Source organism: Luteipulveratus halotolerans (assembly GCF_001247745.1).
Lineage (GTDB): Bacteria > Actinomycetota > Actinomycetes > Actinomycetales > Dermatophilaceae > Luteipulveratus > Luteipulveratus halotolerans.
Map to the genome: position 1 here is coordinate 3,227,420 of NZ_LAIR01000002.1, position 21,992 is coordinate 3,249,411.

The 21,992-nt window shown below is 68.2% G+C and carries 26 protein-coding genes; 6 read left to right on the top strand and 20 right to left on the bottom strand.

Features of this window, described 5'->3' with window-relative positions:
• Positions 1–113: 113 nt before the first annotated feature.
• From VV01_RS16200 to VV01_RS16210, 3 genes are all read left to right on the top strand, one after another.
• The gene (locus VV01_RS16200; protein ID WP_050670786.1) at positions 114–479 is read left to right on the top strand and encodes a DUF192 domain-containing protein; all 366 of its coding nucleotides are present in this window, start codon (positions 114–116) and stop codon (positions 477–479) included.
• 116 nt (positions 480–595) lie between these two features.
• Entirely contained in the window at positions 596–2,149 is a 1,554-nt protein-coding gene (locus tag VV01_RS16205; RefSeq protein ID WP_050670787.1) for a hypothetical protein, read from the top strand.
• A 3-nt stretch (positions 2,150–2,152) separates the two neighbouring features.
• Complete coding sequence (locus VV01_RS16210) at positions 2,153–2,632, top strand: hypothetical protein (RefSeq protein ID WP_050670788.1); 480 nt, start codon at positions 2,153–2,155, stop codon at positions 2,630–2,632.
• 13 nt (positions 2,633–2,645) lie between these two features.
• Here the strand turns inward: VV01_RS16210 and VV01_RS16215 are convergent, their stop codons facing one another.
• The 3 genes from VV01_RS16215 to VV01_RS16225 all read right to left on the bottom strand — a co-directional run bounded on the left by VV01_RS16215 (position 2,646) and on the right by VV01_RS16225 (position 5,638).
• The gene (locus tag VV01_RS16215; RefSeq protein WP_050670789.1) at positions 2,646–3,236 is read right to left on the bottom strand and encodes a hypothetical protein; all 591 of its coding nucleotides are present in this window, start codon (positions 3,234–3,236) and stop codon (positions 2,646–2,648) included.
• A complete protein-coding gene (locus VV01_RS24665; protein ID WP_082221035.1) occupies positions 3,236–4,594 on the bottom strand; it encodes an OmpA family protein in 1,359 nt (452 codons plus the stop codon). The genes VV01_RS16215 and VV01_RS24665 overlap by 1 nt, the downstream gene beginning before the upstream one ends.
• Before the next feature lie 75 nt (positions 4,595–4,669).
• Positions 4,670–5,638: an OmpA family protein gene (locus VV01_RS16225; RefSeq protein ID WP_197275070.1), complete on the bottom strand. Its 969-nt coding sequence runs from the start codon at positions 5,636–5,638 to the stop codon at positions 4,670–4,672.
• Positions 5,639–5,732: 94 nt separating this feature from the next.
• Here VV01_RS16225 and VV01_RS23960 point away from each other — a divergent pair, with 94 nt between their 5' ends.
• The gene (locus VV01_RS23960) at positions 5,733–6,125 is read left to right on the top strand and encodes a hypothetical protein (protein ID WP_231635258.1); all 393 of its coding nucleotides are present in this window, start codon (positions 5,733–5,735) and stop codon (positions 6,123–6,125) included.
• Positions 6,126–6,171: 46 nt separating this feature from the next.
• Here the strand turns inward: VV01_RS23960 and VV01_RS16235 are convergent, their stop codons facing one another.
• From VV01_RS16235 to VV01_RS16315, 17 genes are all read right to left on the bottom strand, one after another.
• Positions 6,172–6,834 carry a hypothetical protein gene (locus tag VV01_RS16235; RefSeq protein WP_050670793.1) on the bottom strand — a complete coding sequence of 221 codons (663 nt, stop codon included), beginning with the start codon at positions 6,832–6,834 and terminating at the stop codon, positions 6,172–6,174.
• Positions 6,835–6,950: 116 nt separating this feature from the next.
• Positions 6,951–7,193, bottom strand: a complete 243-nt coding sequence (locus tag VV01_RS16240) for a hypothetical protein (protein WP_157508882.1) — start codon at positions 7,191–7,193, stop codon at positions 6,951–6,953.
• 123 nt (positions 7,194–7,316) lie between these two features.
• Positions 7,317–7,931 carry a response regulator transcription factor gene (locus tag VV01_RS16245; RefSeq protein WP_050670795.1) on the bottom strand — a complete coding sequence of 205 codons (615 nt, stop codon included), beginning with the start codon at positions 7,929–7,931 and terminating at the stop codon, positions 7,317–7,319.
• Positions 7,928–9,133, bottom strand: a complete 1,206-nt coding sequence (locus tag VV01_RS16250) for a sensor histidine kinase (RefSeq protein ID WP_157508883.1) — start codon at positions 9,131–9,133, stop codon at positions 7,928–7,930. Before VV01_RS16250 ends, VV01_RS16245 begins: the two co-directional genes overlap by 4 nt.
• Positions 9,130–10,014 (bottom strand): type II secretion system F family protein, encoded by an 885-nt coding sequence (locus VV01_RS16255; protein ID WP_050670797.1) that lies wholly within the window; start codon positions 10,012–10,014, stop codon positions 9,130–9,132. Before VV01_RS16255 ends, VV01_RS16250 begins: the two co-directional genes overlap by 4 nt.
• Positions 10,014–10,940, bottom strand: a complete 927-nt coding sequence (locus VV01_RS16260; RefSeq protein WP_050670798.1) for a type II secretion system F family protein — start codon at positions 10,938–10,940, stop codon at positions 10,014–10,016. Before VV01_RS16260 ends, VV01_RS16255 begins: the two co-directional genes overlap by 1 nt.
• The gene (locus VV01_RS16265; protein WP_050670799.1) at positions 10,937–12,235 is read right to left on the bottom strand and encodes a CpaF family protein; all 1,299 of its coding nucleotides are present in this window, start codon (positions 12,233–12,235) and stop codon (positions 10,937–10,939) included. Before VV01_RS16265 ends, VV01_RS16260 begins: the two co-directional genes overlap by 4 nt.
• Complete coding sequence (locus VV01_RS16270) at positions 12,235–12,579, bottom strand: hypothetical protein (protein ID WP_050670800.1); 345 nt, start codon at positions 12,577–12,579, stop codon at positions 12,235–12,237. Before VV01_RS16270 ends, VV01_RS16265 begins: the two co-directional genes overlap by 1 nt.
• Positions 12,576–14,159 (bottom strand): AAA family ATPase, encoded by a 1,584-nt coding sequence (locus VV01_RS16275; RefSeq protein ID WP_050670801.1) that lies wholly within the window; start codon positions 14,157–14,159, stop codon positions 12,576–12,578. Before VV01_RS16275 ends, VV01_RS16270 begins: the two co-directional genes overlap by 4 nt.
• Positions 14,159–14,959, bottom strand: a complete 801-nt coding sequence (gene cpaB, locus VV01_RS23965; protein ID WP_050670802.1) for a Flp pilus assembly protein CpaB — start codon at positions 14,957–14,959, stop codon at positions 14,159–14,161. Before cpaB ends, VV01_RS16275 begins: the two co-directional genes overlap by 1 nt.
• A complete protein-coding gene (locus VV01_RS23970; RefSeq protein ID WP_197275071.1) occupies positions 14,956–15,639 on the bottom strand; it encodes a hypothetical protein in 684 nt (227 codons plus the stop codon). The genes cpaB and VV01_RS23970 overlap by 4 nt, the downstream gene beginning before the upstream one ends.
• Positions 15,640–15,852: 213 nt before the next feature.
• Entirely contained in the window at positions 15,853–16,524 is a 672-nt protein-coding gene (locus tag VV01_RS16290; RefSeq protein WP_050670804.1) for a prepilin peptidase, read from the bottom strand.
• Between the two features lie 19 nt (positions 16,525–16,543).
• Positions 16,544–17,203 (bottom strand): hypothetical protein, encoded by a 660-nt coding sequence (locus tag VV01_RS16295; RefSeq protein WP_157508884.1) that lies wholly within the window; start codon positions 17,201–17,203, stop codon positions 16,544–16,546.
• An 8-nt stretch (positions 17,204–17,211) separates the two neighbouring features.
• The gene (locus VV01_RS16300) at positions 17,212–17,484 is read right to left on the bottom strand and encodes a hypothetical protein (RefSeq protein ID WP_157508885.1); all 273 of its coding nucleotides are present in this window, start codon (positions 17,482–17,484) and stop codon (positions 17,212–17,214) included.
• 93 nt (positions 17,485–17,577) lie between these two features.
• Positions 17,578–18,054 carry a DUF3592 domain-containing protein gene (locus VV01_RS16305; protein ID WP_157508886.1) on the bottom strand — a complete coding sequence of 159 codons (477 nt, stop codon included), beginning with the start codon at positions 18,052–18,054 and terminating at the stop codon, positions 17,578–17,580.
• Between the two features lie 98 nt (positions 18,055–18,152).
• Positions 18,153–19,544, bottom strand: coding sequence for a Re/Si-specific NAD(P)(+) transhydrogenase subunit beta (gene pntB / locus VV01_RS16310; protein WP_050670808.1), 1,392 nt, complete (start codon positions 19,542–19,544; stop codon positions 18,153–18,155).
• The gene (locus VV01_RS16315) at positions 19,541–21,130 is read right to left on the bottom strand and encodes a Re/Si-specific NAD(P)(+) transhydrogenase subunit alpha (RefSeq protein ID WP_050670809.1); all 1,590 of its coding nucleotides are present in this window, start codon (positions 21,128–21,130) and stop codon (positions 19,541–19,543) included. Before VV01_RS16315 ends, pntB begins: the two co-directional genes overlap by 4 nt.
• Before the next feature lie 245 nt (positions 21,131–21,375).
• Between VV01_RS16315 and VV01_RS16320 the strand changes: the two genes are divergently transcribed.
• A complete protein-coding gene (locus VV01_RS16320) occupies positions 21,376–21,594 on the top strand; it encodes a superinfection immunity protein (RefSeq protein ID WP_231635259.1) in 219 nt (72 codons plus the stop codon).
• 23 nt (positions 21,595–21,617) lie between these two features.
• Entirely contained in the window at positions 21,618–21,863 is a 246-nt protein-coding gene (locus VV01_RS16325; RefSeq protein ID WP_050670811.1) for a hypothetical protein, read from the top strand.
• The last annotated feature ends 129 nt before the right edge of the window (positions 21,864–21,992 follow it).

Genomic DNA, 21,992 nt, shown 5'->3' on the forward strand with positions numbered 1-21,992 from the left:
CTGAGAACCGTCCGCTCAGCCAGCGCACTCGCCCCCGCGCAGAGGCGCGAGTCGTCCAGATCCGCTGACCGGTCTCCCGCTGACGCGCACTGTCTGGGCTAGCCTCGCTGATCGTGACCGACCAGAACGGGACGTTCGGCCCCGGCCCGCACCGCCTGCTCGTCAACGGCCGCGACGTCGCCCCGCTCGTCGTGGCTGACGACCGCAAGAGCCGGCGCCGCGGGCTCCTGGGGTCGACCGAGCTCATCGGCGCCCTCTGGATCACCAAGTGCCCGTCCGTGCACATGATCGGCATGAAGTACGCCATCGACGTCGCCTCCCTCGACAAGAGCGGGCGGGTGCTCGCCGTCAAGACGCTGCGCCCCGGCTGGGGCATGACCCTCCCCCGCCTGCGGGTCAGCGCGACGCTCGAAGCGCCGGCCGGCGCACTCGTCGAGTGGGGCGTCACCGTCGGCGACACCCTCTCGACCGCGAGCTGAGCCTCCGCCCACCGCCACGCCGGTTCGGGGACCACTTCAGGGCCGAAGGGCCCTCCTCAACGGGACGTCGTGCCCGCCAGGCTTGCGCCGAAAGTGGCGGATGTCGGGAGGGCACAGTGCGCAGGAATCGGGAGGCCGGGGCGGCCACGGTCGAGTACGCCGGCATTCTCTTCGTCGTCGCCAGCATCCTGCTCGGAGTGATCGCACAAGCGCCCACGGTCGGTGGCGCCTCCGTGGCGAACGCCGTCATGAGCAAGCTCTGCGAGGCAATCGGCACAACCTGCGGACAGTCGGCGGCCGAGGCGCGCGCGCGTGACCTGAAGATTCCCTGCGTCACCAGCAAAGCCGACCGCACTCTTGGTTACGACGCGAGCTTCAAATGGGTGCAGGCCGAGCGCAAGGACACTGACACGCTCACCGTCAAGGGCGACGGCTCAGCCGCCGTGACGATCAGTCAGGGCTCGGCGATCGGCGTCACGGCCGACGTACCGATCGGTGGTCAGTCGACCGGCAAGCACGCCAAGAAGACCACGATGGACAACGCGGGCGTCACGGTCAACGCCGACGGCAAAGTCATGCTCGGTGGCGACATCCTCTACACCTACAACTTCCCCAAGGAGTACGGCGGCCAGGACGGCGCGCAGGACTTCCTCGACGACCGTCGCAGCACGGTCAACCGGGCGATCGACATCGTCGGCGGCCCCGCGACGAGCACCGTCCGCGAGGGTGCCCAGCGTGGCTGGAACAGCGTCACGAACTTCGTGGGCGACCACAACCCGTTCTCCGACGGTCCGTCCAAGGAAGAGCTCGCCGCTCGTGACCGCGACCAGCGCAAGGGCACGGCCGACATGGTCTCGGTCAAGGCAGGCGTGCAGGCCGAGGGCAACCTCAAGGGCGAAGCCGGCTTCGTCCGGGGCGCCGGCCAGGTCAAGGGCTCGGTCAACGGGCAGGTCGATGTCGCCCTCACGACCGACGGGCCGGACAAGGGCATGAGCGCCTACACCGGCCAGGTCACCTGGGACGCCAAGGGTGAGGCCACGGTCGGCTACCCAGGTGGGCGGGCCAAGCTGCCGCCGATCTACAACCAGGGCGGCGGCCGAGGCGGCACGTACTCGTACAAGGTCATCTACGACGAGAAGGGCGAGCCCAAGCAGCTCATCATGATGAGCGAGTCGCGCGAGCAGGGCTTCAGCGGCTTCGACGTCAAGGGAAGCAAGACCCTCAACGAGGAGACGCGCAAGAAGGCATCCGGCGGGGTCAAGAAGAAGTCGGACACCGGCACGCTCACCCAGGAGTCCAAGGTGCTCGACCTCACGGACCCGGCCAACCGTGCCGCATTCGACAAGGCGTTCGTGACCAATGGAGTGACTGTCACGGATCGCTCGGCGAAGATCTCGACGCCGGTGCTCGGCCTCACCCCGCAGCAGACCGCCGACGCGTGGTCACCGCTGATGGGACAGCTCAAGAACGACGCGATCTACACCCGGCTCGAGTACGAGACCTCCGGCGACGAGCTGTCTGCCACAGCTGGCAAGAAGGAGCTCAAGGTCGCCAAGATCGGGGTCGGCGGCCAGAAGACCGAGTCCGAGATGCACCTCGTCGACGGGGTCATGAGTGACCCACGCAACGGCGGTCAGATCCTGCCCCTCGTCACCTGTGGAAAGAAGTGAGACATGGACCTCGCACGCCTACGTGAGCTGATCATCCCGGCTGCGGTGGTGAAGGGTGCGCTGGCGGCCTTCGCCCTGACCATCGTGTTCGAGATCGTCGTCGGGCCGGGTCTCAGCCCGTTCCTCGATGCCCTCGACCCACTTGTCGCCACGGGTGTGGTGCTCATGATGGTGCTCGTCTTCCGCGGCGTGGCCGGCATGTTCGCAGCGCGTGTCGTCCGCGATCGTGACGTGACGCACGAGCGCTCTGGCTACCTCCCGTCGGCCGCCCTCGCGGGCATCCTGGGCTGCGTGTTGTACGAGGTCGTCGCCCTCGCGATGGGCGCCGCCATCGGCACCGACACCTGGTCGGCACGTCTGCTGTGGGAACCGCTGCGCTGGGCCGCCGAGCTGTCGGTCGGTGCCCTGCTCATCGATCCCTCAGGTCAGCGCGCGCGCCAGGACATCCCGATGCGTTATCGCGCCACACTCGACCAGCAGTGAGCGGTTGTCCTGGTCAGCTGATCGGGACGTTCGAGAACGTCCCGACCGCGTCGACGGTCACCGTCACTGGTCCCGCGCCGGCCGGGGCTGACATCACGACGTACACCGGCTCTGGTGTGCCGGGCTTTTCCAGCTCGGGGTGAAACACCGTGCACTGGCACGTCCGGTCCTGGCTGCGCACCGGCAGGTAGGTCGACGTGTCCCCCGAGCGCTTCAACGACAGCCCACCGAAGTGGCCACCGCCGTCGATCGGGTGCTCCGCACCGAAGTAGCCCTGCTCGTTGAACGCGTTGGGCTGCGACCGACTCGCCAGACCCTCGACCACGACCCGGTCGGGACCGATGCGGCGTACGGCTGTGAGCGTGAACGAGCTGCCACCCTTGGACTTCGTCGCAATGACCGGCTGGGTCGAGGCCGACCCGGGCTCGACCTGCAGATAGGCGCCGCCGGCCTGAGGATCGCCGGCCGGCGCGGGCGCGGCGCCCGACGTCGAGGAGGGCGTCACGGCGCCCGAGGAAACAGGCTCGTCGGCGTCACCGCTGCATCCGGAGACGAGCAGGGCAGACCCTGCGAGCACCGCTGTCGCGATGGATGTACGACGCATCAGCCCGTCACCTCCGTGGTCACGCGCCGGTTCTGCTGGCGCGCGAACTCGATCTGCTCTCCGCTCTCGGGCATGGCCAGATCCTTCTCGCCGTACCCCTTGGCGGTGACCGTCCACCCTGCGCCGAGCTTGGCGACGAGCGCGTTGCGGACAGCGGTCGCGCGCCCTTCGGACAACGTCTGGTTGTGGGCGTCGCTGCCGACGGTGTCGGTGTATCCCTTCACCGCCACTGTCCGACCCGGCTGAGCCTTCAGCGTCGCGACCGCCTTGTCGATCGCTGCGCCGGCCTGGGCGTTCAGCGTGGTGCTGTCGACGGCGAAGAGGACGTCGGTGCCCAGGTCGACGGCGACCTGGTCGCCACGGCGAATGGTCGCGGCACCCGCCCGCTGACGGGTCTGACCGACCTGCGTTCGAGACTTCATCACCACCGACTCCCCGGCAGGTGCCGATGTCGCCGGTGCACCGCTCACCGGCACACCGAGCACGGGCCACGACCCGAGCGGGTACAGGTCGACCGTGCTTCCACCCGGGTCGGGCATATCCACCTCGCCGAGCACACCCTGCCCAGCCTTGGGATAGCTGGGCGCGCACGTACGGGCGCTCTCACCCTCGCCGGGTGCCGTCACCGTGCTCTGCCCGGCCGGTGCCGCCGCAATCGGCTCGCAGCTCGTCTCCATCCACCCCCGCGACCCGGGCGTCGGGTTGACCTCCGCAGCGCCGGGTCTCGCCTCGACCGCGAACCGCACCACCAACCGGCCCCCCTCTCGCGTCACCGTCCGCACCCGCAGACTGTGCGCGACGCCCGCCGGCGCTGCGACGCTCAGATCCGTCGGTGTCGCAGGCTCGACCTTCAGGTCGGAGATCGGCGGAGCGCCGTTCTGCAACAGGGTCAGGCTGTCGTCGGAAGTGGGCGCGGTCATCATCACGAACACCGGGACCAACCCGTCGTGCCTGGATGGGAGGACGCTGCACAGGCACTGGTCGTTCGCGTCTCGCACCGGGAGGTACGCCTTCGGGTCACCGGTCCGCACGAGCCGCAACCCGCTGAACTCGATCGCCTGGCGTGTGTCCGCCGCCGGCTCGGACCACATGGTCGCGCTGAACTCACTTGTGCCACGGCCACCCATCACGCCCTGGACCAGGATCCGGTCCTTCGCGACGCGCGTGACCTTCGTGAGCGAGAACGTCCACCCCTGCTTCGCCTTCACCGTCGCCATCGGCCTCACGACCTGCTTGGTGCCGGCGCCCCTCAACGGGTACGGCACACCCGGCTCAGGTGCGCTGGCCCCAGCAGGGCCGGCAGAGGTCGTCAGGCCGACGGCCACAGCCACGGCACTCGCGGCAAACGTGCGATGCATGCTGCTCCCATTGTTGATCGGTCATTCCGCCGCTCACCGGCTGATGCGCAGCGCTTGCCGTGCCCCGGCCGGGACCTACTGGACGCGGACCTCGACGCGGCGGTTGCGCTGCTGCGCCGCCTTCAACGCCTCACCGGTCTGACCCGACTCGGTCACCGCAGGCTTCGACTGGCCAAAGCCCTGAGCCTGGATCGACCACCCCGGACCCAGCAGCTTGGTCAACGCCGACCTCACCGCGTCAGCACGCTGCCCCGACAAGGTCTGATTGCGCGACTGCGTGCCCTGCGCGTCGGTGTGCCCCTCGACCGTGAGCGTCCGCTTCGGCTGCGCCTTCAACGCCGCAGCCGCCGCCTCCAACGACTTACTCGCCTTCGGCGACAGCTCCGCCTTGTCGTACGCGAACAGCACATCGGTCGACAACGCCACCCGACCATCAGCACTGATCGTCGCCCCTTCAACACGCGACCGCGCACTGAAGGCCGACACACCCTTGGTGCCCTTCACCGGCGTACCCGACACCGGCACCCGAACCGCCCGACCCCACGTCGGCAACAACGTCACCTCCGGCGTCCCCGGATCACCCAACGTCATCGTCACATCCACCGCCTGACCGCGTTGCGGAATCGCCGCCGGTGTGCAGGTCGTCTTGTCCGCCTCGGTTCCGACCCCCCAGCCGGCCTGTCTGTCGCCGACCGCGAAAAACGGCTCCGTACACGCAGATTCGCTCGACAACGGGTTGAAAATGCGCGTGTTGTAGGGCAGCGACTGCGTAGACGCATTCTGCAGCGTCGCCTTCAGCTTTAGGACGCCGGCCGACCGCGTCGCCGACCGCACGACCAGGCTCTGGCCGGCACCGAACGGCACCTGCGAGCTCGCTGACAAAGGGGCCACCGGGACGTTGGCAAACGTCCCGAACGGCGCGACCGTCACGTCGACTGTGCTTGCGCCCTCAGGCACGGTCACGACCACCGAGGTGCTGACCTTCTTCGCCGAGTTCAGCAGGCTCACCGCACCACAGATGCACTGGCCGTCCTGGTCGCGCACCGGCAGGTACGTGCGCGGATCACCCGACCGGCGTACGGACATCGCCGAGAACTCACCTTTGTGATCGCCCTGGTAGTAGCCCGGCTCCGTCCAGGTGTCCGCGACGTTGGTGCCCGGGCTGTCCCACGTGCCGTACACCACCGCCCGATCCGGACCCAGCCGCTGCACCCCGTTCAACGAGAACGTGCCGCCCATCGGAGACGACTTCGTCCCCAGCACCGGACCGTTCGACAACGGCTTCACACCCGCAGGGAGGGCGTACGGCCGCCCCTCCGGACGGGTGGGCGTCGTCGACGACGTCGGCGGCCCGGTCGGGTCGGAGGCGCCAGGACTGGACGGCGACGCAGTCGTCGAGGTGTCGGTGCCGTGGTCCGCGCCCGAGCAGGCGGTCAGTCCGCCGGCCAGGACAGCGGCCACCATCATCAGGTGCACGTTCTTCACGGACGATCGACCTCACATCTCGGGGCTCAAACGCCCCGCACGGTAGCGGAACCGCACCCGCGCACAGGCGCAGCGCCGCAGGGGAATCTCAGCTATTCGACAAGCACAGCCTCAAATCGCGGCGTCCGACGCAGCACGTCCTTGAGGTCGTCAGGGATCTCGTCGGTCGAGGTCGGGGACGCCGAGCTCGGAGACGATGACGGTGATGCTGTCGAGGGTGGTGGCGTGCTCTGCGGATCGAGGTCGTCCAGCACCTTGTCGTCCGGACCGATGCACCGACCGTGCATCCACAGACCAAGGTGAACGCCGTTGCCTCGGAAGCACAACGGGCCCCCGCGAAAGGTCAGACGCGCGGTGGCGGTCGCCGTGGCATGCGTGCTCTGCCCCTTCAGCGGTGCGGTGCTGCGCGTCACGGCCGTGAACTCCAGACCCCCAGACGTCGCACGGATCTCGAGAGAGGTCAGGGACCCGTCGTTGGCTGAAGCCTGCGCCTGAGCCGCGGACCGAGGAGTGTCCGTCATATCCGTCAGGGTGGCCTCGAGCAGCGTGGGAAGCAGCTCCGGGAGCTGCTCGGGATGGTTCCTCAGGTGGTTCCACCGGCCGTTGATCTGCGTCTGGAACGAGCCTGCCGCAGCCAGGCTCGCCGCATCGGCGCTCGTGACGGTCTTCGAGTGCTTGCCGAACGCGTCGGCGGTCAGACTCAGGACGAGCATGGCCCCAGCCATGAGGGCAGCGACCGCCGGGATCAGCATCATCGACGACTGGCCGCGCTCACCATGACGTCGCCACGATCGACGTGCTCGGGCCACGGAGGAAACACGCAGGCACCCCGCCCACGAAGTGGCGGGGTACCGGCGGGATGCGGATCGGGTCACGGCGCGGAGTTGACGGAGCCCACTGCCGACGAAAGCTTGTTCATGATCGCCTGCGCGACGCTCGTGTCCGTCAGCAGCTCGGCTGCGGCGATGACCGCACCGATGATCGCCGCCACGACGAACACCACGCCTGCGTACTCCACCGAGCCCTGGCCGGACTCCTTCTTGGCGCGCAGGCCTTCGACGGTCTGGGCGACGTAGGTCATGACGAACGCGGCCGCGTGGTTCATGCTGCTCATGGTGATCTCCCTCGGATCTGATTCTGTCTCAAGACAGTTCGGCTGCTCGCCCTGTCCCTGATGACATCAACACTGGCCGACGTCGATCGGGCACGGTAGGTGAGAAAGGCCCCATTCAGGGCCCTAGTCACGGCCCAGCCAGGCGACGATCGCGGCGCCCCTGTTGGCGACCGCGAGCTTGGCGTAGATCCGGTTGAGGTGGTTCTTGATCGTCTTCTCCGACAGGAAGAGTCGGCCGGCGATGTCGCGATTGCTCAAGCCGTCGCACAACAGGCTCATGAGCTCGATCTCGCGCGGAGTGAGCCCCAGGGTGTCGCGCCGGCCGGGATCAGCGTGCTCTGCAGGGCTCAGCATCACCTCGGCTGCGGTCGGGCTCAGTACCAGTCCGCCGGACACGCACGTGTGTACGGCCGACACGACCTCCTGGGACGTGATGGTCCCGTGCACGAGGAAGCCGCGGGCACCACTCGCGAGCGCCTCTCGCACGATGTCCCTGTCGTCGGAGTGCGTCAGCATCACGATCGGCACGCTGCCGTCGAACTCGCGCAGCACCGCCAACCCGTCCTTGCGTGGCATGCGCACATCCAGAAGGGCCAGGTCGAACTGGGACTGCTGCAGCTGTGCGAGGGCATCGACGCCGTCGGCCGCCTCGACCACTTCACAGGACTCGATCGAGGTCAGGACAGCACCTAGCCCAGCCCGGACAACCTCGTTGTCATCGACGACGAGCACTCTCATGCGACTGGTCCAATCATCTGGCCCTGATGGGCGGTCTGGGGGTCCACTGCGGCGGGGACCCGCATCCGGACCACCGCACCGCCGTGAGACGCAGGACCGAACGACACGGATCCGCGGATACGTGCCATCCGGTCGCGCAGACCTGCCAACCCGTAGTGACCTCGTCGCACGAGTCCGTCGATGTCGATCCCCTCGGGCAGACCCGGCCCCTCGTCCGTGACGCTCACCTCGACCCACCCGTCGACCGCCGTGCACTCGATGGCGACATGTCCCCCGGGGACGTGGCGTGCCACGTTCTCCAGACACTCCTGCACGCAGCGCATCAGCTCGAACGTCGACTCAGGAGACAGGCGAACCGCCGTCTCAGGAGTTTTGAGCGCTGTGGTGTACGCCGTGTGGTCCGCCTCCCACCGCGCCACCGCGGCTCGCATCGATGCCTCGAGCTCGCCTGCCTCGGGCGTGCGTAGGGCGCCCACCAACGTCCTCGCCTCTCCTCGGGCGATCTCGACCGAACGCTGCAGGATCGCGGCGGACTGTTGCTGGGCGTGCCCTTCCTTGGCCAAGCCATCGTGCAGGGTCTCGGCGAGCATTGCCACGCCGTGCAAGGACTTGGCGACGCTGTCGTGCATCTCCGTCGACAGGCGGTTGCGCTCCTCCGCCCGCGCCTGCAGCTCGCGGGCCTGACTGATCTCCCCGCGCAGGGTGTCGTGCGCCGTCAGGACAGTCGCGAGGCGCCGCCCCATCCACGCCGCACCGGCCAGGAGGGTGAAGCGTGCCGTGATCGCGGTCAGGTCCAGCTCCGCAGGTCCGAGCACGTCGAGGACGACACCGACGATGTGGGTCACGATGATCGGAGCGATCGTGACGGCACCCGCCCGAATACTGACGAAGCTCGCGAACGCTACGGAGGCGCCGACGTACAGCAGTGCGCCGCTGTTCAATCCGAACGTCACCAGCACGAGAGAGGTGACCATGCTGTCGAGCACCGCCCACCACCATCGGTGCATGAACGCTGCGCCACGACGATTGATCCGACGCAAGGGCACGAACGACAGGGGGATGGCTGCACAGACCAGGACGTACGCCGACAGGCCCGAGCGACCGGCCTCATCCAGGCACAGCAGGACCAGCGCCGCCAGCCGCAGGTCGAGCATCACTCCGACCGTTGCTGCTCCTGCGCCTGCAAGCGGTCCGACACTCACAGCACACCCTTGAGAATGTCGATCTGACTCAGGACGAACGACGCAAGAATCAGCAGGAGCGCAGCGGGCACCACGAAGATGGTGACGACAAGACTCACCTTCGGCGCTGCCTTCGCGGCGGCCTTCCGAACCTCTTGGGCTCGGGCACGTCGCACCTCTCCCGCAATGTCGCGCAGTGCCTCGGACAACGGCGTGCCGAGCTCCTCGGCCTGCTGCATCGCCGTCACCCAGGACTCGATCGCAGGCGCCGTGTTGCGGCGCCGGAGGGCCGCGAAGGCGGTACGCCGCGACATGCCGAGGCGCATGTCCTCGAGCACTCGCTGCACCTCCTCAGCCAGTGCTGTCGGCGCGGCGTCAGCCACTCGTTGCAGCGCAGCCTGGAGCGAGAGGCCGGCGCTCACCGTCACCGCAAGGACGTCCAGCAGATCTGGCAGCTCCCGGGCGACTGCGGCCTGACGCTTGCGCCCCACCGAGCGCAGCCAGAACTCCATCCAGCAGCCGAACAGCAGGAGACACAGGCCGCCCAGCAGCAGCTGTCCGGCCAGGGCGAAGAACACCGCTGACACGGCTCCGATGACGAAGAACCCGGCCTGTCTGCGTACGAAGTCGCGGACGGACAGCCCCTCGGGTCGACCCGCGTGATCGAGTCGTCGCTCGAGACCGGCCAACCGGCGGGGTCCGTACAGGTTCAGCAGTGAGCGCTGGAACCGGACGCCGAGGCGATCGACCACCTCGGCGACCCGGGACGGCCGCTCGATGTGGTCATCGCCGTCCGCGAAGTACAGCTCGGCCTCTTCGAGACCCGTCGACTTCAGCTGTCGGAACCCGTACATCGCGACGATCACGACGCACATCGCAACGGTGGGGATGAGCAGCAGCATCAGACCTCCACCCGCGAGATCCGGCGCATCAGGAAGAAGCCGATGCAGAACATCACCCCAGCGACGAGGAGCACGCCCTGTCCGATGAGATTGGACGCGAGCTTGTCCAACGAGCCGGGAGTGATGAGGTTCATCACGAACACGCTGCCCACACCGATCGCGACGACCATGTAGCCGCTGAAGGATGCGGCCGAGGTCATCGTCGCGACCTCACGTCGCAGCTCGCGGCGCGCGTCCAGGGTCGCCGCGATGTTGGACAGGGTCGTCGCGAGCTTTCCCCCCGCGGTGCTCTGGATCAGCAGGGTGCGGGTGAGCACGCTGAGCTCGCGCGACGGCAGCCGCTCGTCGAGACTCGCGAGTGCTCCGTCGAGCGAACGCCCGAGTGCCATCTCACGCGCGACCTCCCCGAACTCGCCAGCAGCGGGCTCCGGAAGCTCACGCGCGACCAGCTCGATGCTGCTGCGGATCGCCAGACCAGCCGTCGCGCCGCCACCCATCACGCGTGCGATGTCGGGCAGCTGCGCGATGAAGGCGTCGACCCGCGCCTGTCGACGCTTGTCCAGCCACCGCAACGCGGCAGCGAAGGTGCCTCCGAAAACGACAATCGAACCGAGGTACCCCATCATCGGGAAGAGGAGGATCACCAGCAGGACGGCGACACCAGCGACGATAGTGATGAACTCGCCTGGCCCCAGCCGTACGGTCGCGCCCTGGAGCCGTCGATCCAGGTCGGTGCCGAACTGGGTCTTGCCAACCGCGCGGTTCAGCGTCGGCCGAAGGACGTCCAGGCGACGCCGGCTGCGGCCGTCGTGGGCGGCGTACTCGAGGGCCAGGCGGCGCTCGGTCGAGCCTCGTACCGCGCCCAGGCCAATGATCGTGATGACGAGCGTCACGAACAGCACGATGGCGATCGCGGCCGGTGTCATGCGCCCACCCCGAGCCCGCTGGGCAGCTGCTCCCCGGCAAGGTGCATCAGCCGAGCCACACCGTCGGGCGGGCTCTCGTGCACGAATCGTCCCGTCACGGGCTGTCCGTGGGCAGCGGGCTCGTGCTCGAAACGGCTGATCGGTACGACGGTGTAGGTCTCCCGCCGCTCCGACACGAGCGCGGCGATCTCAACGACACGACGCGAGCCGTCCGGCAGTCGCTCCAGCTGAACGATGACGTCGACAGCACTGTTGAGCTGGTCGCGGATCACGTCCACAGGGAGCCGGAGCTCGCTCATGGACGCCAGCGTCTCGAGGCGGCCAAGCGCATCCGCCGCACTGTTGGCGTGCACCGTCGCCAGTGAACCGGCGTGGCCCGTGCTCATCGCCTGGAGCATGTCGAGCGTCTCGCCACCGCGGACCTCACCCACAACGATGCGGTCGGGGCGCATCCGCAGGCTGTTGCGCACGAGGTCACGGATGGTGATCTCGCCACGGCCCTCCACGTTGGCCGGCCGCGACTCCAAGCGCACCACGTGCGGCTGCTGGAGTGACAGCTCAGCGGCGTCCTCGATAGTGACGATGCGCTCACGCTCCGGAATGACGCCCGACAGTGCGTTGAGGAAGGTCGTCTTGCCGGTGCCCGTACCCCCAGAGATGATGATGTTGGCCTTCGCTCGCACGAGCGAACCGAGCAGCGCGGCCATCGTGGAGTCGAGCGTCTCCTTGCGTACGAGCTCAGCAAGCTTGAAGGGACGCGGAAATCGGCGGATGGTCAACGTCGGTCCGTTGAGCGCCAGCGGCGGGATGATCACGTTGACGCGTTCGCCGGTGTCGAGGCGGGCGTCGACCATCGGCGACGACTCGTCGACGCGGCGATTGACCCGCGAGACGATGCGATCGATCGTCTGCATGAGCTGTTCGGTCGAGGAGAACACCGTGTTGTGCCGTTGCACCTGGCCGCGACGCTCGACAAAGACGTCGTGGGGGCCGTTGACCATGATCTCCGTGATCGACTCGTCTGCGAGCAGCGGTTCGAGCACACCCAGACCCAGGGCCTCGTCAATCACCCTGCGGATGAATCCAGCTCGCTCGGACGGGCTGAGCACCGGCCCCTCGATCGAGATGATCTCGCCCAGGCGGCGCTCCAACCGCACCCGCTGCTGGGTCGCTGTCAGACCCCGGAGCTCGTCGCGGTCGATTTCCTGCAGCAGACGGCCGAGGTAGTCACCGACCAGGTTGACGCCGTTGTCCGGCCTGCTCGCTTCGCCGCCAACGCGGTCCTTGAGGCCCATCAGCCGACATCCGGGAACTCAGCGGTGCGGGTGATGTCCATGCCGCTGGTGGTCGCGAAACCCTTGACCCCGATCGGCACATTGGCACGGACCCGGACACACACACCGTCGCACTCGTAGCGCTCGACGCTCTCGAGGCGCACCCCGTCAGGCAGCGCTGCCGCGGCCGCCGCACGCGGGTCGCGGTCGAGCGTGACCGCACGAGCTGCATCGCGCGCCGCCTTGGTCGTCGCATCGACGCCCCCGGCGATCATCACGCCCTGCACCATCAGGAATGCGAACGCCACGAGGATCGGAATGGCGACGACGAGGTCGATGTAGGTCTGTCCCGACTCGCGCTTCATCGCGGTTCCTCCTGGAAGCTCGCCCGTCGCTCTGCCTGCATGACGTTCTTGTCGATGAACGGAAACAGCCTTGGGATGTCGACCTTGATGCGCACGGACCCTTCACCCGTGCCGTCGCCGTCGACCGTCATGCTGAAGCCATGGCCCAGGGCACCCGGGACCGCGTCCTGGGCGGCCGCACGTGCGTCGCCGCGGTCCGGGCTCACGGACAGCTCCCGAGCAGCCGCGTTCGCTGCATGCTGCGCGAAGACGTTCGAGGCACCGAGCATCAGACCTTGCATGCACAGCAGGAAGGCCGTCACGAAGATGATCACCGCAAGCGGAAGCTCAACGGTCGCCTGCCCGGCCGCCTTGGACCGTCGGCCGCGCTGCCGCTTGGAACAGCCCTTCCGACCAGGCTTTTCAGCCCGGACCGCGCCACCCATCGGCCCGTGAACACCCGGACTCCACAGCTGATCGGTCACCTCGCCGATCGCCTTGCTCAGCGGTCCGGAGCGCACCTCCGTGAGGTCCCCGGTGTTGACTGCTGCTTCGATCTCGGGCAGTGACGATGGCAGCTTCCACGCCGTGGTGAGCTGAAGGACCTTGCGTACGAGCTCGAGCTGGACCTCGCGTTTGCGGTCGGCCTTGTTGAGGACGACCGCCACGTCGTTGTTGGCTCGGATCGAGAGCCGTTGCCACGTGTGCATCGTGCTGCGCGCCGCACGGACGCTGACGATGTCCGGCTCGACCACGATCATCACCTGGTCGGCCAGCTCGAGCGTCGTCGCCTGGGCCTCCTCGACCCGAGAGCCGACATCGACGACGACCAGGTCGAACTGCCGGCGGAGCTCGTGCACGATCTGTCGGGCTGCTGTGCCGCTCACGTCCTCGGCACGCTCGACATCGCGGGGAGCGGCGATGACCGCATAGCCGGCCGGGCTGTCGACGGCTACCTCGCTGATACTCCGCCCGGTGAGGGCGTCACTGACGTCGGCCAGCTCAGCGACCGAGCGCTTGGCCCGCACCCCGCTGTAGTAGGCGATATCGCCCGAGCGCAGGTCCATGTCGACGACGCACACCCTGGCGCGGCGACCCGCGTGTGCGGCGATCATGCAGGCGAGGAACGACGTCCCGACACCGCCCTTGGCGCCAGCCAGAGCGAGCACTCGGCCCTGTCCGCCCCCGACGCGACCGGCCTGCCCGGCGGCGGCCGCTCGGAGTGCCCGCGCCCAGGACGCCGTCCTGTCGATGCCTGCCTGAACCTCTTGCAGGCCCAGCGGAATCCGCAGTACGCCCCGTGCGCCTGCCTCCATCGCGGCGCCGTAGAGGTCCTGGTCTGCTTCGGGTGTGGCCACGAGCAGACCGACGGACGGATGAGAGTGCGCAACCGACCGCACGAGCTCGAGGTAGGGCATGTCGGCGAACTCTGCGTCGACGATGACCACGTGCACGTCGTGCTCGACCAGTGCGTAGCCGAGCTGCTCAGCGCTCCGCGCCGTGTCGACGAACTCGAGGTCAGACATCTCGCCGGCGATCGACGCGAGCTCACTGACAAGCGACTCGCGCTCACTGACGAGAACGACCTTGTTGGTGCTCATCATGACCCTCCAGACGTCTTGCTCGGCGCGGAGCTCGGCTTCGGCTTGGCCGGCGCCGTTGTGGGCCGGGGTGCCGGCGACGAGGGTGCCTGCGGCTCCTCGGACGTCTGTGGGAAGACCTGGTCACCGCCGCCGACCGAGGACTCGTCCTGCTGGGCGCGCAGCGCGAGCCGGACCTTCACCGAGAAGCTCTCCGCGTACGCGACCCGGAGGGCGTCCTTCGTCGACAGTGCGAAGGTGACCGGGATGGCCTTGCCCTCACTGAACCCGCCGTCGTCGGACTCCTTCTTGACGGTCTCGGGCAGACCGACGTCGATGACCAGGACGTCCTGCGCCCACAGCTGCGAGGTGGCACGCGAGCCTTGGTCCTTCTGCTCGAAGGTGGCGATGATGTCGACGCGGTCGCCCGACTTCACCTTGCCCGCGACTCCGGTCTCGGCATCCACCATGACGGCGATCTCACGGTGTCCGTCGGCGATGCCGGGACGCGGGACGAACATGCCGGACTGGGCGTAGGTACCTGCCTTGGTGTTCGTCGTCGGGACCAGTCCGACCACGTCGCGGGCATCTTGGATGGCCGTGTCCGACATCCATTTCTGCGGGATCTCGCGCAGCTCGACGTCCTCCGGGCCGATGGCCTCGTACGCCTTCACGTCGCGAGACAGCACGACGATCGAGGTGAAGTCACCCGCGCGCGCATTGACGCTGGAGACGAAGGACAGCACGGAGACGAACACGGCGATCGCTCCGAGCGCGGCGACGACCAGGAGGATGACTCCTCGACGCTGACGGGGGTTCACGAGACGGGGACCTTTCCGGTGGGCAGGCTGGGGCGTAGGACGCCGCAGAAGAGGCAGACGCTCGAAGCTCCGGCACGGTCGCAGTTGGCGCAGCGGGCCGGCCCCTCCCGCGGCGGCGCGAGCACCTCCTGCGGCACGCGCACCGGGAGGGACGTCAGCTCCATGACGTGAGACGACTCCCAGAACGGACGGACGAGGTTGGGGTCGTCGGCGAGATCGATCGTCGCGGGTCCATCGCCCCAGCGCGCCCCGTGTCCGCGTAAGGACCGCACGGTCCGTTCGAGGTTGCCTTCTGGCCGGTGCCGTCCGGAACGGACCCGCTGCGCATCCCAGTCGACGGTGTACGTCGTGCTTGGCCACCAGCTCGTCATGTGACGCACGACCCCAGGGTTGGGAGTGGTCAGCCGAGCGACGCTGCTGAGGTGTGCAGTGGTGCGACACAGCCCGTCGAGACGAGGAATCACCGCAGCGACGACGTCGATCGGGACCGTGGCGAGGAGCTCGTACGCCATTCCCGCGACTGCCACGGCCCGCGTCGGCGGCACGGCAAGCGGTACGAAGGCCACGCCGTCGAGGTCCGCGAGCGCCACGGCCATCCGGGGGACGCTCATGCGGGCCGCATGCGCCACGTTGGCAAGGACGATGAGGTCCTCACCGTGGTGTGCTTCGACTTCTGCCACGACGCCCTCCAGCTCGGCACCGTGCGGCAGTGACCTCACGTCTGGTGCCACTGGGGCAACACCGATCGTCATGAGCTTCATGACCTGAACCATCCCCAAACCTGTCGTTGGCGTACCTCTCCCAGACGCCGCGCCGAAGATCGTCGTTCCCTCGTGCGAGCTGGGACTTCGCGAGTCAAGGTTTTTTTGTGATCCACACCAGCTGGCCGCCCGTCAGAACGTGCCGAGAACGGGCAGGCACCAGGTGGCAACGGCTCCGAGCGCCATGAACGGCCCGAACGGCATCGTGGCCTCGCGGCCCTTCCGGTGGACGACCATCAGCCATACGCCGTAGCACGACGCGAGCAAGAACGCGGCGAACGTGCCGACCAGGACCAGCTCCCAGCCCAGGTAGCCGAGCAGCACGCCCAGGCTCATCGCGAGCTTGACGTCGCCGAGCCCGAGCGAACCTTCACCGAGTGCGATATCGCCGACCACCGCGAGGGTCAGATACGTCAGGCTCAGGACTGTCCCGCAGGCGAGTGCCCCCCACCAGCGGCCGAGATCGCCTGCGACCAGGGCACATCCGAGCGTGGCGACGGCTGCGGCACCCGCGCCGGGCCAGGTCCAGCGGTCCGGCAGGCGGCGCACGTCGATGTCGATGCCGGACAGCACCACGAGCAACGCCGCGGAGATCGCGAGGACTGCTGCGAGCAACGGCTCGTCGGTGTGGGCAGCCGCGGACAGGCCCGCGCCGACCGTCGCTGCGACCGGCACCCAGGAGAACCGTCTCAGCGGCTGGTCGCGCTCGTCGTCGTACCGGTAGACACCGGTGCGCAGGCGCGTCAGGCCTGCGTACCCGAGGGCAAGTCCCGCCGCTGCGCCGGTCGTGGTCTCGACGATCACGGCGTGCTGCCCTGGCTCATCAGCTGCCCTGGGCTTCGGAGGCCGTCTCAGGTCGTACGACGATGCTGCCGGCGATCTTCTTGAAGGTGTCCTCGTCGAACTTCTTTGCCGGTGCGTTGTAGCGGAAGCCATACTTCGGCAGCCCAGGCGTCTCGATCAACAGCTCACGCTGGCGCATGTCCTGAGGTGCGAGCTTGTCGCCCGTGACGCTGGTGCCTGCGTCCGACTTGTAGGTGAGGTCGAAGTAGACGGCCGTTGTCGCACCTGCAACCTTGATCTGTGTGGGCGAGCCGATCTTGGCCTCAGGGATCTGCGACTGCAGCTGCGCACGCAGGATCGACTCTCGCGTCTCCAACGGGCCGACCTGCTCACGCTCGACGAACGCGAGGAACGTGGGAGGGATGTTGGAGCCACCCTGGTAGACCGGACCGATCTCGAGCTCTGCGCCGGGGTTGCCACGCCTGTCATCGGGACGGTTGGTCCAGTCCTTGGGCACCGACACCTGAAAGCCTGCGCCCTGCCTGGTGATCCACCCGGACGGTGCCTTCGCACGATCAGGTGCGACCGTTGCCGACGGCAGCGCCTGCGGGTCCTGCTCCGGGCTGGAGTCACAGCCCGCGAGTGCGAGCAGGCTCAGGCTGGCGGCTGCGATCAACGTTGTCTGGATTCGTCGTCCCACTGCATCCCTTACTTCGTCCCGCAGGCGACGAGCGGCATCTCCGCCCCTCCCCGCCACGGGTTCTTCATGACGGCCTTGACCAGTGTCATATCGGACGAGTTCTTCTCGCCGCCGGCTCCGACCGTTGCGACGTTGTACTCCTTGTTGCCGCCCTCGGACTCGAGCTCGTCGCCCGTCAGCTCGTCGGTTCGGGTCGAGAAAGCGCCCGTGCGCAGCCAAGCAGTGAGCGGCTTGCTCCACGCTGGCAGCACCGGACTCGCGACGCCTGTTGATCTCCCCACCGCACCAGACTGGCCGGTCGGGAAACGGGACGCGTAGGGCCTTCTGTCCCTGGCCCGGGCCCTAATTTCCCCACTCGTCACGAACGACGACGGTCAACGGACGAACGTTGTCCAGGTCACGACGCTGAAGATGACGATGAACGGCACGCACAACAAGTATCTCCAGCCACTCGTCCGCCACCATCCCTCACCAACGGGCGGCAGCAGCCGTGCACGGGCGGGATCATCCTCCTGATACCAAACGTCTCGTTGGGTGCCGACCCAGGAGTCGGCTTCCCGATCGCTCAGCTCCTCCCTGGCGATGGTCTCGACCTGGCGACCGTCGAGGGTGTGAACCACCACCGTCAGCCGGTAACGGAATCCACCGGTGTCGCCGCCCGTGTGACGAATCATCTCCGCGTCCACCACGAGAGCAATCCCCTTGACCCAAGGCTTCTCGCGCTCGACCCACTCAGCCCACAGCAAGCGTGACAAGGCATACAGAAGGACAACGAGAACCAGGGGAAAGATCCAGCCGCTGTGCTCCATCCCGCCTTCGATGTCCAGCTCGATTCCAGGCATGGTGATCACGGTCCGCGACCGTACACGCACGAGGTCACCCAGAGCTCGTCCCGCTTCGGACGGTCCGCGACCGTACATGCCCGACGGCAGCGACCGTCGTACGCCGGTCAGATCGCCTTGAGGATGTCCTCGACCCGCTCCTTGGCGTCGCCGAACAACATCTGGCTGTTGTCCTTGAAGAACAACGGGTTCTGCACACCCGCATAGCCCGTTGCCATCGACCGCTTGAACACGACCACGTCGCGCGCCTCCCAGACCTTCAGCACGGGCATGCCCGCGATGGGTGAGCCGGGCTCCTCGGACGCCGAGGGGTTGACGGTGTCGTTGGCGCCGATGACGAGCACGACGTCGGTGTCGGGCAGGTCGTCGTTGATCTCGTCCATCTCGAGCACGATGTCGTAGGGCACCTTGGCCTCGGCGAGCAGGACGTTCATGTGGCCGGGCAGCCGGCCCGCGACCGGGTGGATGCCGAAACGCACGTCGACGCCGAGCTTGCGCAGCCGCGACGTCAGGTCGGCGACGGGGTACTGCGCCTGCGCGACCGCCATGCCGTAGCCGGGCGTGATCACGACGGACTTGGCGCCCTTGAGCAGCTCGGCGACGTCGGCGGCCTGCGTCTCGCGGTGCTCGCCGTAGTCGCGCTCCTCGCCCGAAACGCTTCCGTCCGAACCGAATCCGCCCGCGATGACCGACACGAACGACCGGTTCATGGCCTTGCACATGATGTAGCTGAGGATCGCACCGGACGACCCGACGAGCGCGCCCGTGACGATGAGCAGGTCGTTGCCGAGCATGAACCCAGCCGCCGCTGCCGCCCAGCCCGAATAGCTGTTGAGCATCGACACGACCACCGGCATGTCGCCGCCGCCGATCGACGCGACCAGGTGCCAGCCGAACGCCAGCGCCACGATCGTCATGAGTATCAACGGGATCCACGACTCAGCCGCCATGAACCACACCAGCAGCAGCGCCGACACGACGAGGGCGCCGAGGTTGAGCAGGTGGCGGTGCGGCAGCGCGAGAGGCTTCGACGGGATGCGGGCCGAGAGCTTCAGGAAGGCCACCACCGAGCCGGTGAACGTCACCGCTCCGATGAAGACGCCGAGGAACACCTCGACCAGGTGGATGTTGCCCTCCGAACCCGTGAGCCCGTGCGAGGTCTTGTACGAGTTGTAGCCGACGAGCACCGCGGCCGCACCGACGAAGCTGTGCAGCATCGCGACCAGCTCGGGCATCTGCGTCATCTCGACGACCCGCGCCCGCCACAGCCCGATCGCCGCCCCGACCGCCATCGCGGCCAGGATGAGCACCAGCGTGAGCGCGCCGTTGGACGCACGGTCGACCGCGAGCCAGATGGTCGCGACGAGCGCGATCGTCATGCCGACGATCCCGAAAACGTTGCCCTGGCGGGCGGATTCGTGCTTGGAGAGCCCCGCGAGAGACAGGACGAACAGCACGGCGGCGATGATGTACGCCGCCTGGACGAGGTTGTCGGTCATCGCGCCTCTCCCGACCCTGCGGTGTCGGACTCGCGGACGAACATCTTGAGCATCCGTCCTGTCACGGCGAACCCGCCGAAGATGTTGATGCTGGCCACGACGGTGGCCGCGAGCGCGAGCACCCGCACGAGCAGGTTGTCGCTGCCGACCTGCAGCAGCGCACCGACCAGGATGATGCCGCTGATCGCGTTGGTCTCGGCCATGAGCGGTGTGTGCAGGGCGTGCGCGACGTTGGAGATCACGTAGAACCCGACGATCACCGCGAGTGCGAACACCGTGAAGTGCCCGAGGAACGACGCCGGCGAGAAGGCAGCGGCGAGCGCGAACAGCGTTGCGCCCAAAGCCATCAGGACGTACTTACGTCGTGGATCAGGTGGTGGCGCAGGTGCCGCGACCGCGGACGCGCCACCCGTCGTACGTGCTGCCTCGGACCCGGACGCCGACGCAGCCGCCGACACCTGGACGGGTGGTGGCGGCCAGGTGACCTCTCCCCCGTGAGCGACGGTCAGACCGCGCACGACCTGGTCGTCGAGGTCGAGCTCGATGCGCCCGTTCTTCTGCGGCGTGAGCAGCTTCATCAGGTTGACGACGTTGGTGCCGTAGAGCTGTGACGCCTGCGTGGGCAGACGGCCCGGCAGGTCGGTGTAGCCGACGATGCGCACGCCGTTGTCGCTCGTGACGATGTCGTCGGCCTCGGACAGCTCGCAGTTGCCGCCGTTGGCCGCGGCCATGTCGACGATCACCGAGCCGGGCCGCATGGCAGCAACGGTGTCGGCCGTGATCAGCCGCGGTGCCGGCTTGCCCGGGATCAGCGCGGTGCTGATGACGATGTCGGCCTCGGCGCACTCGCGGGCGTACATCTGCATCGCCAGCGCCTCGAGGTCGCCGGACATCTCCTTGGCGTAGCCGTCGGCCGACGGCGCCTCGTCGTCGGACGGCACGTCTAGGCGGACGAACTCGGCGCCCATCGACTCGACCTGCTCGGCCACCTCGGGCCGCACGTCGAAGGCGCGTACGACGGCGCCGAGGCTCGACGCCGTACCGATCGCCGCGAGCCCCGCGACACCGGCTCCGATGACGAAAACCTTTGCGGGAGGTACCTTTCCGGCCGCCGTCACCTGCCCGGTGAAGAGCGAGCCGAACTGGTGCGCGGCCTCGACGACGGCGCGGTAGCCGCCGAGGTTGGCCATCGACGACAGCACGTCGAGCGACTGCGCGCGCGAGATGCGCGGCACAGCGTCCATCGCGAGCGCGGTGACACCCCGACCGGCGAGCTGTTGCAGCAGCACCGGGCTGAGCGCGGGCGCCATGAGCGACACGACCGTCGTACCGCTGCGCAGCACCCCGACCTCGGCGTCGCTCGGGGCGTTGATCTTGGCGACGATGTCGCAGTCCCACGCCTCGACGGTGCCGACGACCTGGGCGCCGGCGTCGGCGTACGCGCTGTCGGGGTACGCCGACCGCGCGCCGGCCCCGGCCTCGACCAGCACGTCGTAGCCGAGGTCGATCAGCTGACCGACGGTCTTGGGCGTCGCGGCGACACGGGTCTCGCCGGCCTTGTACTCCTTGGGTACGCCGATGCGCACGGGTCCTCCTTCAACAGGCTGCCCTCAGACTCCACCACACGGGCGGCGCGTGGTGCGCGGATCCGCTCCATGAGAGATCCCGACATCGGCGGGCCGCGCGGCCACCACGGGGCGCGTGCCGCGGCTACCCTGAGCCGGCCATCTTCCCGCACCAGGCGCCCTACGGTGCGTACGGCGCACCCGGCTTCGCCCCGCCGGCGTTCGGGGTGCCCGTTCGCCCTCCGGTGTCGGGAGCGCTGGTGGCGGTGGCGTGGATCGTGGCGGTCCTGACGTGCATGTACATGCTGCCGTGGGCCGTGGCCGTGACCCGCAACAAGTCCAACATGGGCGTGATCGGGCTGCTGAACTTCCTGCTCGGCTGGAGCTTCGTCGGTTGGGTCGTGTCACTCGTCATGGCCTGCACGTCCGAGCCGGCACCCGTGGTGGTCGTCAACCAGCACGGCGGCTACTACCCGCAGCGCTGAACCATCCGGCTAGGTTGAACGCCGTGCTGGGCGAAGACGGCGTCGAACGCGACATCAAGGTGCTGGGCTGGCGCGTCGACGAGCTCGAGCACCAGCTCGGTCGGATGCGGGTCCGGTCAACGGCCTGGACCGCGGTCGCGCTGCTCGTCCTCACCCTGCTGGTGCCGCAGTCCCGCTCGGCTGTGCAGTCACGGTCGTCGCCGCCGTGCTGCGCCGCGACCTCGACGACCGAGCGGTCACCCCCGGGCTCATCCGCGTACGCCGCCTGACGCGACGATCATCGCCGCGAGCTCGTCGGCCGAGGCGAACGTCCCGGACTCGACGCTTGTCCCGGGGCCACGCGGCGTACACGCGCAGCAGCGGCGACGTCCGACGGCGCGGGCACACACGCCAATACC

Coding starts and splice junctions, on each gene's coding strand:
- VV01_RS16265 (WP_050670799.1), bottom strand. CDS start 12,235: ATGGGCCTCAAGGACCGCGTTGGCGGCGAAGCGAGCAGGCCGGACAAC.
- VV01_RS16275 (WP_050670801.1), bottom strand. CDS start 14,159: ATGAGCACCAACAAGGTCGTTCTCGTCAGTGAGCGCGAGTCGCTTGTC.
- VV01_RS16215 (WP_050670789.1), bottom strand. CDS start 3,236: ATGCGTCGTACATCCATCGCGACAGCGGTGCTCGCAGGGTCTGCCCTG.
- VV01_RS16240 (WP_157508882.1), bottom strand. CDS start 7,193: ATGAGCAGCATGAACCACGCGGCCGCGTTCGTCATGACCTACGTCGCC.
- VV01_RS16255 (WP_050670797.1), bottom strand. CDS start 10,014: ATGCTGCTGCTCATCCCCACCGTTGCGATGTGCGTCGTGATCGTCGCG.
- VV01_RS24665 (WP_082221035.1), bottom strand. CDS start 4,594: ATGCATCGCACGTTTGCCGCGAGTGCCGTGGCTGTGGCCGTCGGCCTG.
- VV01_RS16235 (WP_050670793.1), bottom strand. CDS start 6,834: ATGATGCTGATCCCGGCGGTCGCTGCCCTCATGGCTGGGGCCATGCTC.
- VV01_RS16260 (WP_050670798.1), bottom strand. CDS start 10,940: ATGACACCGGCCGCGATCGCCATCGTGCTGTTCGTGACGCTCGTCATC.
- pntB (WP_050670808.1), bottom strand. CDS start 19,544: ATGACCGACAACCTCGTCCAGGCGGCGTACATCATCGCCGCCGTGCTG.
- VV01_RS16245 (WP_050670795.1), bottom strand. CDS start 7,931: ATGAGAGTGCTCGTCGTCGATGACAACGAGGTTGTCCGGGCTGGGCTA.
- VV01_RS16270 (WP_050670800.1), bottom strand. CDS start 12,579: ATGAAGCGCGAGTCGGGACAGACCTACATCGACCTCGTCGTCGCCATT.
- VV01_RS16210 (WP_050670788.1), top strand. CDS start 2,153: ATGGACCTCGCACGCCTACGTGAGCTGATCATCCCGGCTGCGGTGGTG.